Origin of the sequence: Paenibacillus sp. 22594 (assembly GCF_052044425.1) — a bacterium.
Taxonomy (GTDB): Bacteria; Bacillota; Bacilli; order Paenibacillales; family Paenibacillaceae; genus Paenibacillus_AQ.
On the sequence record NZ_JBQENA010000002.1, the window covers coordinates 654,335 to 670,772 of the forward strand.

12 protein-coding genes and 1 riboswitch are annotated in these 16,438 nt (G+C 49.8%); of the genes, 11 read left to right on the top strand and 1 reads right to left on the bottom strand.

Translation table 11 applies throughout. From position 1 onward, the window contains the following. Positions 1–19 precede the first annotated feature (19 nt). The 3 genes from ACTJKB_RS09715 to ACTJKB_RS09725 all read left to right on the top strand — a co-directional run bounded on the left by ACTJKB_RS09715 (position 20) and on the right by ACTJKB_RS09725 (position 7,182). Complete coding sequence (locus tag ACTJKB_RS09715) at positions 20–1,576, top strand: glycoside hydrolase family 76 protein (protein WP_440833553.1); 1,557 nt, start codon at positions 20–22, stop codon at positions 1,574–1,576. A gap of 182 nt (positions 1,577–1,758) precedes the next feature. Beyond that, a complete protein-coding gene (locus tag ACTJKB_RS09720) occupies positions 1,759–3,060 on the top strand; it encodes an alpha-glucosidase/alpha-galactosidase (RefSeq protein ID WP_440833554.1) in 1,302 nt (433 codons plus the stop codon). A 636-nt stretch (positions 3,061–3,696) separates the two neighbouring features. Beyond that, complete coding sequence (locus ACTJKB_RS09725; protein WP_440833556.1) at positions 3,697–7,182, top strand: collagen binding domain-containing protein; 3,486 nt, start codon at positions 3,697–3,699, stop codon at positions 7,180–7,182. 162 nt (positions 7,183–7,344) lie between these two features. Here the strand turns inward: ACTJKB_RS09725 and ACTJKB_RS09730 are convergent, their stop codons facing one another. Beyond that, positions 7,345–8,685 carry an MFS transporter gene (locus ACTJKB_RS09730; protein WP_440833558.1) on the bottom strand — a complete coding sequence of 447 codons (1,341 nt, stop codon included), beginning with the start codon at positions 8,683–8,685 and terminating at the stop codon, positions 7,345–7,347. A gap of 161 nt (positions 8,686–8,846) precedes the next feature. Between ACTJKB_RS09730 and ACTJKB_RS09735 the strand changes: the two genes are divergently transcribed. The 8 genes from ACTJKB_RS09735 (at position 8,847) to scpB (ending at position 16,286) form a co-directional block, all read left to right on the top strand. Further along, positions 8,847–10,052, top strand: coding sequence for a helix-turn-helix domain-containing protein (locus ACTJKB_RS09735; protein ID WP_440833560.1), 1,206 nt, complete (start codon positions 8,847–8,849; stop codon positions 10,050–10,052). A gap of 89 nt (positions 10,053–10,141) precedes the next feature. Then, complete coding sequence (gene mscL, locus ACTJKB_RS09740; RefSeq protein WP_440833562.1) at positions 10,142–10,543, top strand: large-conductance mechanosensitive channel protein MscL; 402 nt, start codon at positions 10,142–10,144, stop codon at positions 10,541–10,543. A 97-nt stretch (positions 10,544–10,640) separates the two neighbouring features. Next, a riboswitch (FMN riboswitch) is annotated at positions 10,641–10,811 on the top strand. Between the two features lie 224 nt (positions 10,812–11,035). Beyond that, the gene (ribD, locus tag ACTJKB_RS09745; protein ID WP_440833564.1) at positions 11,036–12,136 is read left to right on the top strand and encodes a bifunctional diaminohydroxyphosphoribosylaminopyrimidine deaminase/5-amino-6-(5-phosphoribosylamino)uracil reductase RibD; all 1,101 of its coding nucleotides are present in this window, start codon (positions 11,036–11,038) and stop codon (positions 12,134–12,136) included. A 23-nt stretch (positions 12,137–12,159) separates the two neighbouring features. Next, complete coding sequence (locus ACTJKB_RS09750; RefSeq protein ID WP_440833566.1) at positions 12,160–12,828, top strand: riboflavin synthase; 669 nt, start codon at positions 12,160–12,162, stop codon at positions 12,826–12,828. Between the two features lie 63 nt (positions 12,829–12,891). Continuing rightward, entirely contained in the window at positions 12,892–14,145 is a 1,254-nt protein-coding gene (locus ACTJKB_RS09755; RefSeq protein ID WP_440833568.1) for a bifunctional 3,4-dihydroxy-2-butanone-4-phosphate synthase/GTP cyclohydrolase II, read from the top strand. Positions 14,146–14,183: 38 nt separating this feature from the next. Next, a complete protein-coding gene (ribH, locus tag ACTJKB_RS09760) occupies positions 14,184–14,654 on the top strand; it encodes a 6,7-dimethyl-8-ribityllumazine synthase (protein WP_440833570.1) in 471 nt (156 codons plus the stop codon). Between the two features lie 266 nt (positions 14,655–14,920). Further along, positions 14,921–15,712, top strand: a complete 792-nt coding sequence (locus ACTJKB_RS09765; protein ID WP_074087574.1) for a segregation and condensation protein A — start codon at positions 14,921–14,923, stop codon at positions 15,710–15,712. Further along, positions 15,681–16,286, top strand: coding sequence for an SMC-Scp complex subunit ScpB (scpB, locus tag ACTJKB_RS09770; RefSeq protein ID WP_074113753.1), 606 nt, complete (start codon positions 15,681–15,683; stop codon positions 16,284–16,286). The genes ACTJKB_RS09765 and scpB overlap by 32 nt, the downstream gene beginning before the upstream one ends. Positions 16,287–16,438 lie beyond the last annotated feature (152 nt).

Consider the following 16,438-nt stretch of genomic DNA (forward strand, 5'->3'; position numbering starts at 1 on the left):
ATTGAAAGGGGCAATGAACGTGATCCACTGGAAAAAACTTTGTTCCGCCGCTTTACCTGCCGTGCTGGCCCTGTCTCTGCTCACTCCTGGTGCGGGTTCAAAAGCGGAGGCCTTCACTGCTTCAAATGCCGATGATGCCATGACCGCGCTGGTGAATGTGTTCTACGACTCATCCGCGAAATACTTCTTTGTCAATAGCGACCATCAGATTCACCCGGAGCATGCATACGGGCCGGATAGCGGCCTCTATACGGATTTCTGGTGGGAAGCACAGCTGTGGGAAACGGTAATGGATGCATATGAACGAACCAACAGCCCGGTATACCGGACGATGATTGACGATATCTATACCGGCTTCAACACCAAGTATCCTGACATGATGGCCAATGCGTTCAATGACGATCTGGGCTGGTGGGCACTGGCCTGTATGAGGGCTTACGAACTAACCGGAACTGCTGAGTACCTCAACCGCGGGAGCTATCTGTTCGACCATATTTATTTGGAATGGGACACGGCGTATAACGGGGGCATCTGGTGGAGAAGGGACGCACATACTCCGGGTCAGGCGAATGCCCAAAAAAACATGGCGACCAATGCTCCAATGGTCATGACTGCCGTCAAGCTCCGCAATGCCTATAATAATTCTGCTTATCTGACCAAAGCCACCCAAATCTACAACTGGACCAAGTCAACCCTGGTGAACGGCAGCAAAGTTAACGATCATATCGAAGGTACGGCTAACGGCATCGTTAAGGATTGGGACTTTACCTATAATTATGGAACCTTTCTCGGGGCCGCCGTTTCTATGTACCAGGCTACCGGAACTTCCGCTTATCTCACAGATGCCAATACCGCAGCGCAGTATGTTGTGAACAAAATGGTGTCCGCTCAAAGTCTAATGTATGAAGGGGAAAATGATGCCGCCGGCTTCAAAATGGTCTTTGCCCGCAACTTGAACCGTTTGCGTGTACTAGGCGGTCAAACGCAATATTTAAGTTTTCTTCAGCAAAACGCGACACAAGCCTGGAATCACCGGCGGGTTTCCGATCAGATTATCGGCAGCGACTGGCTCCGTCCGGCAGGCACCTCCTATGTGCAAAGTCTGGCTGCGGCAGCGGGGGCTTCGATTCTCCAGCTTGTACCGGCTGACGGCTACACCGGCTATATTGCCGGGAATGGCGCATATGAAGCGGAAAATGCGCGGCGGACCCTGGCCTCTGGCGGTGGGATGATTAATGAAAGCACCAATGCCGGTTTTAGCGGAAGAGGCTATGTGGGAGGCTGGAACACGACCGGAACATCCATCGACTTTTATGTTAACCAGAATACATCTGGTTCCAAAACAGTGACCTTCCGTTACGCTGCAGCCGCCGGCAATGCTTCACGTTATGTAAAAGTGAATGGAGTTGTGGTTGCAGCCAGTCTGATGTTCAATTCTACCTCGAGCTGGAGTACCTACGGAACCGTATCCGTGACGATACCGCTGAATGCAGGCTCCAATACGATTCAACTGGGGTATGACAGCACATTGGGGAATTCGAATTATCTGAATGTGGATTTGCTGAGCGGTTTGTAAATCGTTAACAGAGGGTGACCCAGAGCCTGGAAACAGGCTGTGGGTTACCCTCTTGACTATCATAGCATGGTATAGAATGCGACAATTATCCATACTTATCTGGTCTTTCTCCATATGCTTTGTAGACGCTATCATCTATATTAATAAATGAATAGTGCAGCTAATGAGGAGGAAAATGAATGATGTCCAAAATTACATTTATCGGTGCCGGAAGTACAGTTTTTGCCAAGAATGTGTTAGGTGACTGTATGGGGACAGAGGCCCTGCAGGGCTTTGAGCTTGCTTTGTTCGACATCGATCTGGAACGGCTGGAGGATTCCAAAAGCATGCTGAACAATATCAAGGCCAGCACCGGCAGCACATGTATGGTGAAGACCTATACCGACCGGAAGGAAGCGCTGCGCGGTGCCAAGTACGTGATCAATGCGATCCAGGTAGGCGGTTACGATCCTTGTACGATTACAGATTTTGAGATTCCCAAGAAATACGGACTCCGGCAGACAATCGCGGATACTGTCGGTATTGGCGGCATTTTCCGCAATCTGCGCACGATTCCGGTGATGCTTGACTTTGCTGCAGATATCCGTGAGGTGTGCCCGGATGCTCTGTTCTTGAATTATACGAACCCGATGGCTGTACTGACCAATGTAATGAATACGTATGGCGGAGTACAGACGGTTGGATTGTGCCACAGTGTGCAGCACTGTATTCCAGGCTTATTCGAAGCGCTTGGGATGGACCAGACAGGTGTACAGGCGAAGATCGCCGGTATTAATCACATGGCTTGGCTGCTGGAGGTTACGAAGGATGGGGAGGATCTGTATCCGGAAATCAAGCGCCGGGCCGCCGAGAAGCAGCAGAAAGAGCGTCATCACGATATGGTACGGTACGAAATGATGCTGAAATTCGGATATTACATTACAGAATCTTCAGAGCATAATGCGGAATATCATCCTTATTTCATCAAAAGAGGCTATCCTGAGCTGATTGAACGATTTCAAATTCCGCTGGACGAATATCCGCGCCGCTGTGTGGAGCAGATTGGCGAGTGGAAGCAGATGCGTGCGGAACTGGTCAATAATACATCGCTTCATCATGAACGCTCCCAGGAGTATGCTTCGTATATTCTGGAAGCCATTGAAACCAATGTGCCTTTCAAAATCGGGGGTAATGTATTGAACACCGGACTAATCCCTAATCTGCCGCGTGAAGCTTGCGTAGAAGTGCCTTGTCTTGTCGATGCCAGCGGAGTGACTCCTACCTATGTGGGCGATCTGCCGCCGCAATGTGCTGCGCTGAACCGAACGAATATAAATACGCAGCTGCTGACCATTGAAGCGGCAATAACCGGCAAAAAAGAACATATTTATCACGCAGCGATGCTGGACCCGCATACGTCTGCCGAGCTGTCATTGGATGATATTGTATCCATGTGCGATGATTTGATAGCAGCGCATGGGGACTGGCTTCCAGAGTTTAAATAAACCGGATAACGAATTTGGATGAACAAATCATCTATTTTTCTGAAACAGGCATAACCCGCCAGATAAGCGGAGTATGCCTGTTCCGCATGCAGATAAATCCCCCTCTTCCACACCTCCTGAGTGATGTACCCTAGCTGGAATACGCTCCCCGATAATATCAACACAGCTATAAGCACTGTCGGATGGACTCCCAATAATCCCGGGTTCGAAACGGATTTTCCGGCAAGTCCGTAGATGCCGCGCAGAAACATGCGACTAAAGTCAGGGGAATCTATATGCGAAGCTGAGAATATTATGAAATCGTTAGCACACTGGCGGTCAAAAAAAGCTTGACGGTTCAGGGGATTCCCCCTTGGGTGACATGGATTTTTAACAAAAAATAAAAATACGGAATTTTAACAATTTCTGATTCTAATGATCTATACTACGGTGATATAAGTATATATCGCAGACTCTGGCCAGAGAAGAATAACATAGAGAGAATTCACATAAGATGGCGCAGGATATTCCGGAATACATAGCTGGCTTCCAAGCGGAGTAGGTCTATACCTGGGCAGTTCTGCGGTAATCTTGGGCAGCGGAACGGCAAGAGGATTTGCGAAGTTAAAAATCAATGGGGAACGGGGGCTTTTGAGTATGGTGAAAAAAAGAATTAGTGTAGCCTTGGTCATCCTCATGCTGTTAGTGCAATATGCATACGGCATAGGGTTTACTACGCAGGCTACGGCTGCGGGAATTGAGAATGACCGGGACATTATTACCAGTGTGTCGATGTCTGTGTACGGGCCAGATGGACAGACGGTGACAGATAATGTGTATGAGGTGGGTTCGAAAGTCAAACTGGACTATACGTGGTCTCTTCCTAATGGACACGGATACGTTGCTGGAGATACGTTTGCGTTTCAGATTCCCGCACAATTCCAGCTTTTCAACGACATTAACGGATCGCTGATTTCGGATGACGGGGAGGTAGGCACCTTCACGGTCAGCCAGTCTACCCATCAGGTGCTCATGAGCTTCAACAGCTACATCGAGACTCATGACAATGTTCAGGGGACTTTAAGAATCCAGACTCAATTTGACAAACAGGTCATTTCGGGCAGTACAACCCAGGAAATCGTGTTCCCTGTCAACGGCGGCTCCCAGACGGTTACGGTGAATTTCAAGCCATCCGTGGGTTCAACGATTGAGAAGAAAGGCGTATCGGGCGGCTTCAACGCGGATCATATTGATTGGACCGTAGATGTCAACAAGAAGCTGGAGCCGGTAACGGGTGCTGTGATTACGGACCCGATTCCTGAAGGTTTATCTATGGACAGCACCGTTTCGCTGGCCGTATATCAACTGGGCATTCAACTGGATGGCACAGTCACTGTAGGTGCATTGGTTGACACCAGCAAATATTCGGCTGAAGTCACGGGCGGACTACTGACAGTTCGCTTCACGGATCCTGTAATTAGCGGCGCTTACCGTATTGCCTATTCGACGGCGGTAGTCAGTGATTCGCTGAGCAGCTTCACGAATACGGCCACTTTTACAGGGGCAGGACGTGATCCGGTAAGTTCATCTGCTACCGTAACCATTGAGCGTGGCGGAAGCCTGAATAAGGTGGCAACGAACTATGAATGGGGTAAGCAGATCATTACCTGGGCGATCGAGTACAACTATAACAATAAGGCGATCCCGCAAGGCAGCGCGGTACTGAAGGACTACTTTAACTATACGCAAAGACTGGTTTCGGATTCGCTAGTGGTCTATCCGGTGACACTGAATTCTGCAGGTACGGCGATCAAGGGAACTCCTCTTCTGCCGAACGTGGATTATAAAGTAACTGGCTTAATCGATATTGAGAAAAACGGTTTCAAGCTGGAGTTCCTGAACGATATCTCTTCAGCTTACCGTATTGAATACAAAACCAAGTCCTTAAGTCGTATATTGAAGGACACCACCATTACCAATAATGTCTCGGACAGCACCTACAGTGTGGACGCGACACAGAAGATCCGTCCGGCCATCATCTATAAAACTCTGTCAGGTGTAGATTACACGAATCATACTACCGAGTGGAAAATCACCGTGAACGGTGACAACTTTCCCATGAGCAACGTAGTGGTGACGGATACTTTTCCGCAGGGAGGACAGAAGTTCATTCCGGGAACTCTGGTCGTAAGGAATGCAAGCGGCACAGTCCTGAGTGAGTCCGATTACCAGTGGGAACTGAATAAACCGGGTGAGCCCAAATCCGGGTTCAAGCTCAAGTTTACGAAGCCTCTCTCAGTAACCCATACCATCACCTACCGCACAGAATTCAACAATGATTGGCTTTATGGCAACACCGATAATTTTGTGAACAACGCCCGGGTGGATTGGCAGGACATTGAAGGCCCGCCGCTATGGACGGAAGCCCAGGGATTATTCATTCCCCGTGCCGAGGTGAAGAATAACGGTTTCAAAACCGGAGCCTATAATGCAAGTAATAAAATGTTTACCTGGAAAATTGGAATCAATTACAACAGCAAGGCGATTGCCAACCCGAATATAACCGATATCCTGACCTCCGGACAGACCATGGGGGATGGCTCGCTCAGGGTCTATAACATGAATATCAATGCCAATGGTGAACCATCCCAGGGATCAGAGATTCCTAAGAATGCATATATTTATTCTGTCGATGCCAGCAACGAACTAAAGATCAAATTTTTAAATGCCATAAATACACCTTATTATGTTGTGTTCAATACATTTCTGGAAGGTCAGCTGATTGATTCCAAGGTGACTAATACAGCGAAGCTCTTGGATGGCACCCAAAAAGTATCCAAGGATTTAACCGCTTCTGTAAACATTCCTTATGGAGGGGAATATGTCTTCAAGGATGGCCTGCAGAATGGTGATAAGCTGAATTGGACAATTGTTGTCAACCGCTCACAATCCACTGTGAAGAATGCGGTTTTGACAGATATCCCAAGCTCCAACCAGATCCTGCTTCCCGATTCCTTCCACCTCTATCCTACTACAGTAGGAGTGAAAGGGGAGGTTAGCAAGAGCTCTCCGGAGCTTGTAAAGGACACGGATTATACCTTGAACATCAGCGCAGATGCTGACGGCAAGCAGAAATTCATCCTCAGCTTCCTCCATGATATTCATTCCGCATATATTGTGGATTATCAATCGCTGATCGTTGCGAATACCGGTGATAAACTGATCAATACTGTTAACCTCAGTGGTAATAATGTGAAGCTGGTCACCCAGGACACTACCAAAGAGATTATTGTGGGTGTCTCCAGCGGTTCGGGAACCGGCAGCGGTGTACGTGGAACACTGACTGTTCAAAAACTGGACGCAGCAGACAGCGGACTTAAACTTGCCGGGGCAACTTTCGATTTATATCGTCTGAACGGCTCAGAACGACTGCTTGTTAATACCCGGACCACAGACGTAGAGGGTCGTGCGGTATTCAACAATATCTGGCTGGGAAGCTATGTATTGATTGAAACGGCAGCTCCTTCAGGATATACGCTGGATACTCGTGAGTATCCGGTCACCATTGGCTCTTCAGCCAATATCAATCTGACTGTGCTTAATACGAAGCTGGCAACGGCTACGCCGACGCCAACCCCATCAACGGTGCCAACGCCAACACCATCTACAGTACCTGGCGAGTCGCCGTCACCGGCTCCATCCGCGTCCACAACGCCGACAGATTCACCGGCCGTGTCGCCGACACCGCCACCGACGGCAGTTCCAACAATAGTACCAACGCCAAGCTTTATTCCGGGAGAGCCTGTACCAACACCTGTAGTGACTCAGGTGCCGGGTGTCATCATTGAAGATCCGCAGATCCCGGCAGGTGCTGTAGTTACTCCAGGAGCTACACAGTCATTATCGCCTTCTTCTTCACCTTCGGCATCACCGACGGCTGTAACATCGATTGATGATGACATTCCGCTTGGCGGAGTGGAGGTCGACGACGACGATGTTCCGAAAGGAACTGTTGCCGAAGCGTCAGGCGGCAAACTGCCGCAGACCGGCGAGAGAAGTCCTTTGCCTATTTATATGGCAGGTCTGGGTCTGATCCTTGTAGGCTTTATCCTCAGCATGGTATTCAGAAGACGCAAACAGTAAGCTTCACCCTCATATCGTTATTAATGCACGCGGCAGAGTGATTGCCGCGTGCATTTTTAATATAACCAATCGCAAATTTTATTCCGTAAAGATTCCATCCGGTTCTTGCTGATATGAAGCTTTCTACTAAGCTATCCGGCGGTCTTAGCAGGTGAAGCTCCCTCATGCATGAATCCGTGCTTCGGCTTCTCGGTTCTGCACAGCCTCCTGCTCATGGCTGTTGATAAGTCCTTTGCGTCCCAGTAATGTGACAACTATAATCGAAATTCCGGAGGCCATCAGTAGGAAAGCAGCCGGAATGAGGTCCAGGAGTACCCCGAAGAGAAGCATCCCTACGGGTGCAATTGCCCCTGAGGCAGTCTCGACAACAGCAAACACTCTGCCGCGATATTCCTCTTCCACTGTCTGCTGCAAATAGACCTGAACCGGAATATTGATATTCATTACAGTGATGCCGACCAGAAACATCAGGACAAGAAGGAAAATATAAGCGAAGGTGCTGCTGAAGGGCAATATCAGCGGAAGCGCCATCGCGAGAAGCAGGAGGCCGAGCACGGACAGGCCCCGGATCAAGGAGCCTGAGGGATTGCTGTTTTGCCGGCGGATGGTCAAGAGCAGGGACATAGCCAGCATGCCTGCCGCCAGCATAGCATTAATTGTGCCGTATTGGCCGGAAGAGAGGGAAAGGGTCCGCACGGTAACAAAGGGTAGAACAACATTGAGCGATACTACGAAAAAATTGACCCAGAAAACAATAATAATGACCGCACGGATAACAGGCTTACTAAGAACATGCGAGATGCCTCCGGCAAGACTTTCCCGTAACTCCGCCAGGACTTTGAATGGCTTCCCCTTAGATTGACCTGATGGAACCGGATGAGGCGGTATACTGGGGCTTGCCATGTCTATCGAGGGCTTAAACCGCAGGCCGCAACTCATGAGAGTGGAAATGGTGAAACCTACAGCATTCAGCAGCATGAACAGCTTGAGGGGGACAATGGTATAGAGCATGCCGCCTAGTACTGGAGCGAGCAGGTTACCGAGTGAACCCGCGATTTGATTAAGCGAGCCGGCGCGCTGGATATGGTTGTGATCCACAAGCTGAAGCAGGGATGAGGAGACGGAGATTCCATAGAAGGTAGAGCATATGGACAGCAGAATCAAAGATGCATAAATAGATAATAAGGAGACACCTGAAAGAGATACCGTCAGATAGGTGAGCAACAGGGTCAGGACGGCGGCAAGGTCAGAGCAAATCAGCAGCTTACGGCGGTTTACCCGGTCGGCCAACACTCCGGCGAAAGGAGCAAGCAGAATCCGGGGCAGCAGCCCGCATACCATCGTTACAGCAAAGGTGCCCCCGGAGCCTGTGAGATTTAGAATGTATAATCCCACTACAAAAGTGTACATCCCGGAGCCTAGGACAGAGGCCAATTTGCCGGAGAAGAACAGGAACATGTTTCGGATGCTGGGAACCTTGGAAATGGCGCTATTTACAATCATGAGAAACACCCCTTACATAAAGTTAAATTAAATTAAACTTATTGTATGAGTCTCATGGCGAAAATGCAATAAAAAGTTTAGTGTAATTTAACATAACTTTTTCTCAGCGATCTGTTACGCTATACTGAAGAAAATAGATGGATAGAAGGATGGCACGGCACATGACAAGCAAACAGACGATTGGAGATAAAATTAAACATTTACGCACAACCAAACGCCTCACTCAGAGCGAACTGGCCGGAGATGATCTGACCAAAAGCATGCTCAGCCAAATTGAAAACGGCCGTGCACTGCCCTCCATGCGCAGTCTGCAAATTTTGGCTGCACGGCTTGGGGTGGATGCGGGCTACTTTCTGGAAGAGGAGCAGAGCGCAGACCTGGCCCGTCTGGTTCGAGATATTGAAACGCAGTTCAAACAAAAAAAGTACCAGTCGATTATTTCCGCCGTTAAGCCTCTGATGGACGGGAATCTTCCTATGACCGTCGATGCCGCACGGCTTATGGGGTTTTATGTGAACGCTTGCTATTATACAGGAACAGAAGGCGGCGAAGAGGCGATCCGGCGGGCTGCGGCCATCTACGAACGGTTTAATTTATATGTGGAAAGTGCCAAAGTTCAGTATTTAGCCTATGCCCTGTTGTTCACGCAGAGCCGGTATGCTGAAAGCCTCGAATTGATTCTCCGCGTCAGAGAAGACTATGTGAGCAAAAAGGTGGGCAACGACTTTTTATTCGAAATAGACCTCTATTATGCACATAGCGTTACCTTATCAGCGTTGGGGGATTATGACGGGAGCAGGACAGCCGCACTCGCAGCAATAGCGCTCTCACGGGAAGAGGGCGTGTATTATTTAGCGGACCATCTGTACCGTGTGCTATCGAATCTTGCTCTGATGTCCGGGAATCTGGAAGAGGCTAAGCAATATCTGGACAAGGCAAGGCTGTTTGTGGAGTTTACGGAAGATGAGCAGTCTGTGCAGCTTGTCCATCTGGCTGAAATTAGACTGGCTAATGTGGAGCAGCGGTATGAAGAGGCCTTAATGCTTGGACAGCAGCATCAAGCCGAAGGGAGCAGGTATGAATCCAGCCGCTGCCTTCAGATGGGAATTGCCCTGTATTATTTGGGCCGGGATGAAGAAGCGCTGGCGTCTCTGTCAAAAGTTACCCTGCCTGACGATGCCCACCATCCGCTGGACCGTGCCGGTGTTTTCACTTCCTATGCCTACAAAGCCAAGATCTACGCCAGACAGGGGAAGATGGAGGAAGCGCGTCAGCAGGCACAGATCGCTTATGAACGGGTACAGCAGTATCCGCCTTCGGTTTACAGCCGATTCATTGAAGCCACTTACCGGGAGCTGCATCCTTAGGTTTCTGCACAAGATAAGCTAAATACTTACTTAAAAAGGTTTTAGTGATGATATAATAACTTCAAATTCAAAACATTGGAGGAATTCAAATGTGGTCGGAATTTAAAAAGTTTGCCCTGAAGGGCAACGTGCTTGATCTGGCAGTAGCGGTGGTGATTGGTGCAGCCTTTGGGAAAATTGTATCCTCGCTGGTTGCCGATATTATTATGCCGCTGATAGGTATGATAACCGGTGGCATTAATTTAAGCGGTCTTCATTTCGCTCATGGAAAGGCGGTTGTGACTTATGGTGTGTTCCTGCAGTCAGTGGTTGATTTCTTTATCATTGCCTTCTCCATCTTCATGGTGGTCAAGCTGGCTAGCCGCTTTAAGCGCAAGGAAACGGTAAAAGTTGAGGTCGTCGAGCCGCCAGCGCCCTCTCCTGAAGCAGCATTGCTGATCGAGATCCGTGATTTATTGCGTGCAGATACTCGGTTTCAAAAAGATAATTAAGTTACATAAATAAAGTTAATTTCATAAACGCACTTGCATTTCCTGTGTCAAAGTGATAATTTTGTTGTAGGCAAAACTTGAAACTAATTAAATATGATCAATCCTTCAGGGCAGGGTGTAATTCCCTACCGGCGGTGATGCTTCTGCGGTTGGCTGAAAATGCCGATGGCGCTGCTAAGTCCGCTACCCGCTTCGTATGTCTCATACGGACGGTGGACCCGGTGCAATTCCGGGACCGACAGTATAGTCTGGATGGAAGAAGGAGAGATTGACTGACGTGCTGTGCTTATCTATAGACAGGCGTGCTGCAGTGTTACCTAATATTATGTGCGAACTTTCACATTTGGATTTTTTGACTGTGAAACGCACAGTTTTATTTAGTACTGCCAGTAAACTCTCGTATAACCCGTCTTGAACTCCACCTGGAGATTGAGGCGGGTTTTCTGTTTTGATCGGAATCAGGAAAGATACAGCTAGGATCGGAGGCATGACATGGATACAATGAACGATGAATTTTATATGTCACTGGCCCTGGATATGGCGGAAAGAGCGCAAGGGCAGACGGGGATTAATCCGGTCGTCGGCTGCGTTGTTGTGAAAGACGGTGCCATGATCGGTCTGGGCACCCATCTGCAGCGCGGAACAGGCCACGCTGAAGTACATGCGCTGAATATGGCAGCAGGGAAGGCGCAAGGCAGTACAGCCTATGTAACCCTTGAGCCCTGCAGCCACTACGGCAAGACCCCGCCTTGCAGCCAAAGGCTGATCGATGAAGGCGTAGCCCGTGTGGTTGTGGCTTGTGAGGACCCTAATCCTCAAGTTGCTGGACGAGGCATTGCGATGCTTCGCGGACAGGGGATTGAGGTTGAAGTGGGCCTGCTTAGCAGCCGTGCACAACGTCTGAATGAGAAATTTATCAAGTATATTTTGACAAAGCAGCCTTTTGTCACCCTAAAGAGCGCCAGCACTCTTGATGGAAAGTTGGCGACCCGGACAGGGGACAGCAAATGGATATCCAATGGCCAGGCACGGGAGATCGTACATACGCTGCGGCACCGTCACCAAGGAATCATGGTCGGTGTCAATACAGTGCTTGCTGATAATCCGTCCTTAACGACCAGAATGGATGTACCTGGACTGAATCCGGTTCGCATCGTGATTGACTCTTTGCTGAGGATTCCGCTTGATTCCGCTGTCGTTAGTGATGGCGAGGCACCTACTATTGTCGTTACTACAGAATCCGCTGATCCGGTAAAGCGGGCGGCACTGCTGGACGCTGGTGTACAGATCGTTGTCAGCGGCACCGGACCGCGCGTGGATCTAAAGGCGGCGATGCGTGCGTTAGGTGAACTAGAGATAGGATCGATCCTGCTGGAGGGTGGTGGAACACTCAATGGCGCCATGCTGGAGAGCGGGCTGGTGGACCGCGTGATTCTATTCTTCGCTCCGAAGATTGTCGGTGGTGGCGCGGCTGCACCTGGAACCTTCGATTTTCCCGGTGTAGAGCTAATGAAGAGCGCGATCACACTCGAAGGATTGGAAGTCGAAGTGCTCGGGGATAATGTGTGTATCAGCGGGACGCCTATCCGTTAAAGCAAATTTCAGGAGGGGATCACATGTTCACAGGCTTGATTGAGGAGGTCGGTGTCCTGCGCGGGGTTACCAGCGGCGGCGAAATGATGGTGCTGAATATCGGCGCTTCCCTCATTATGAATGATTTGAAGATCGGCGACAGTGTGTCCGTCAATGGTGTTTGCCTGACGGCGACATCGCTCGGAGATCATTCTTTTACCGTAGATGTTATGCCCCAGACTTACCGCAACAGCACACTCAAGGAGCTGCGCAGCGGAAGCAAGATGAACCTGGAGCGTGCCATGGCTGCTGGTGGCCGATTCGGAGGACATATTGTTCAAGGACATGTGGATGGAACCGGTGAGATTCGTTCGGTCAAACGGGATCAGAATGCGGTGGTTTTCGAAATAGCGCCGGAGCGTAAAACGCTTTTCAAATTCATCATTCCCAAAGGTTCCATTACGATCGATGGCATCAGCTTGACCGTGGTAGACACTTCGGCCTCTACGTTTACAGTTTCAATCATTCCCCATACGCTCGGTGAAACGGTCCTGGCTCATAAGCGAAACGGGGACCGGGTCAATATCGAATGCGATGTGCTCGGCAAATATGTGGACCACCTGTTGAATTATGGTTCACGTTCAGGGAATGCAGAAGAAGAGAACAGCTCCCGGATCAGCCACGATTTTCTCGCGGCGAACGGGTTTGTATAAATTATGATCAGGCTTACGACGAACCCGCATGGGTAACCGTATAGCTGTCAGGAGGACAGAAAGATGAGCCAGCAAGCAAAGAACGACAGTGTTCTGGACCCGATTGAGGACGCGATTTATGATCTGATGCGAGGCAAGGTCATCATCGTGGTGGATGATGAAGACCGTGAGAATGAAGGAGACTTTATCGCACTAGCCGAACGCTCTACACCGGAAGTGATCAACTTCATGATTACCGAGGGCCGCGGACTGGTCTGCGTGCCGATTACGGCAGAGCGGGCGGAGGAGCTGGATCTCCAGCCTATGGTGGCGAATAACACCGACAACCATGGCACTGCCTTTACCGTCTCCGTCGATCACAAGGATACGACCACAGGCATCTCTGCCGCAGAAAGATCAAAAACCATTCAGGCCCTGATGGACCCGAATGCGAAGCCTTCCGATTTTCGCAGACCGGGCCATATGTTCCCGCTGATTGCGAAGAAGGGCGGCGTCCTGCGCCGGTCCGGCCATACGGAAGCTGCTGTGGATCTGGCCCGCATGTGCGGCGCCTATCCAGCCAGCGTGATCTGTGAAGTCGTTAAGGAAGACGGGACGATGGCCCGTCTGCCGGATCTGGTGGAGATTGCACGCAAGCATGATCTCAAGCTGATCAGCATTAAGGACCTTATTCATTACCGCAATGAGAAGGAGCACCTGGTCAACCGTGAGGTGTCGGTTAATCTGCCGACCGACTTCGGCGTTTTCCAGACGATCGCCTACACGAATGAAGTCGATGACAAAGAGCATGTCGCGTTAGTCAAAGGTGATATTTCCGGTGAGGAGCCGGTGCTGGTGCGTGTGCACTCTGAATGCTTAACCGGCGACGTGTTCCATTCCCACCGCTGCGACTGTGGTCCGCAGTTCGAAGCAGCGCTGCGTCAGATTGAAGAGGCAGGCCGCGGTGTTCTGCTCTACATGCGCCAGGAGGGCCGGGGTATTGGTCTGATCAACAAGCTCCGCGCCTACAAGCTTCAAGAGGAAGGTCTGGACACTGTAGACGCCAACCTCAAGCTGGGCTTTCCTGCCGATCTGCGTGATTACGGAATTGGAGCACAGATCCTGAAGGATCTGGGAGTGAGCCAGATCAGGCTGCTTACCAACAATCCGCGTAAGATCAAGGGACTGGAAGGTTACGGTCTTGAGGTTGTGGAACGTGTGCCGATTCAAATGCCGGAGAACAAGGACAACACGAATTATCTCCATACCAAGCAGGCCAAGCTGGGCCACCTGCTGACTTTTGACAACATTGAGCAAAATGAGGATTCCAAGCTGTAACATCCATAACACTTACTAATGAAGGGTAGATGAATACAATGCCGAATTATTTAGAAGGACATTTAGTATCCGAGGGACTGAAATACGGGGTAGTTGTAGGGCGTTTTAACGAGTTCATTACAAGCAAGCTGCTGTCCGGTGCACTCGATGCTTTCAAGCGTCATGGTGTAGATGATGATGAAGTGGATGTAGCCTGGGTTCCGGGAGTGTTCGAAATTCCTTTGATTGCCCAAAAAATGGCCGAAAGCGGCAAATATGATGCGGTAATTACGCTTGGCACCGTCATCCGCGGATCTACGACACATTATGATTATGTGTGCAACGAGGTTGCTAAGGGTGTAGCGGCAATCAATCTCAAGACCGGCATTCCGACTATTTTCGGTGTAGTTACAACCGAGAATATCGAGCAGGCCATTGAGCGCTCCGGAACCAAAGCCGGTAATAAAGGCTGGGACGCTGCGACCGCTGCTATTGAAATGGCGAACCTGAACAAACTCTTTAAAATATAAATTTATTTGCTTTGTGCAATAAATTATCCCTCTAATTCCCGCTGAAATGGCACCTGAAAGCGATACTTTTTCGCTGCTTCGGAAGCATAGGCTTCCTTATAAGGACGGTGAAGCCGTTTCTACTTGAGTAAGGGAGCCTCTTGACGAATCGGCTGAAATCGTGCTTATTTATATGTATAAGAAGAAAGCATGAACTATAAGAACTTTCTACTTGTGTAGCGCCCGGGCGGCGCTGCACTTTACTTTTTTTGGCGGGAGGAAACCGCGTGACTGTACTGTATAAGCTGGAGACGTTCGAAGGTCCGCTCGATCTGCTCTTGCATTTAATTGACAAGGCGGAAATCGACATCCAGGACATTCCGGTCAGCGAGATCACCGAGCAGTACATGGAATACCTGCGGAGCATGCAGGAGCTTGAACTGGATATTACCAGCGAATTCTTAGTAATGGCAGCAACACTCTTGTCGATCAAGAGCAAATTGCTGCTGCCGAAGCCGCCGGTGATCGAAATCGAGGATTTCGAATATTACGAGGATGACGGCTACGACCCGCGGGCTGAGCTTGTTCAGCGGCTGATCGAATACCGCAAGTTCAAGAGCATTGCCGTGCAGCTGCTGGATATGGAGAGTGAACGAAGCCTGATTTTTACCAAGGAGCCGGAGGATCTGGGTCCTTTTGTGCCGGCCCAAATCGACAATACGCTCAAAGGACTGCATACCGCCGATCTGATCGCCGCATTTCGTAAAGCGCTTAGCAAGGCCGCCAGAAGATCCTCTTATCAGCGTATCACACGGGACGAAATTTCGGTGAAGGACAGAATACGGGATGTGTCGGAAGCTCTCCAGCGCAAAGGAACAGGCGGCAGAATGCGTTTCTCTGCCCTGCTGGATGATGAGATGGCAAGGCATGAAATCGTGGTTACCTTTCTCGCAATCCTGGAGCTGATGAAGATGAAGGCGATTTTATGCTATCAGGAGAAATTATTTGATGACATCATCATGGAGTGGAGAGGAGGAGAAGCACTTAGTGGAATACAAAACGCTGAAATCGATTATTGAAGGCCTGCTGTTCTTATCCGGCGATGAGGGGCTGTCCGTCCGTCAGATCGCTGAGATCACCGAGCAGCGGCCGGATATTGCCGGCAAAGCGCTGGAGGAACTGAAAGAAGATTATGTCTCACAGGAACGTGGTCTGCAGGTGGTTCAGATTGCCGGAAACTACCGGCTTGCAACCCTGCCGGACCATGCGCCATATTTTGAGCGGCTCGCCTATTCGCCCTCACGTTCATCGCTGTCGCAGGCAGCGCTTGAGACGCTGGCTATCGTCGCCTACCGCCAGCCGATTACCCGGATAGAGATTGAAGAGATCCGTGGTGTGAAGTCGGAGCGGGCCATTCATACGCTGAACAACAAGGATTTGATCCATGAGGTGGGACGTGCAGAAGCAGTAGGACGTCCCATCCTCTATGGAACAACCAAATCGTTCCTCGAAAGCTTTGGGCTGGCGGACCTGAAGGAGCTGCCGGAGCCTTCAAGTTTCGATGGTTCCTCCGATGATCTGGAAGAGGAGACACAGCTCCTGTTCAGCAAGCTGGACAGCCAGATGAATTTTGAGGATACAGAGCAGGCATAAAGCAACGTAATTGTATATGAATTACCATAGCCCAATATCCCCCGTTATGATGCAGGATGACAGCATGATGGAGGTTATAGGGCTTTTTTGCATGAATACAGAATGTTTTCCAGGTGAATAGCCATACTAAACCAAAGGCTCCTAATTATAGG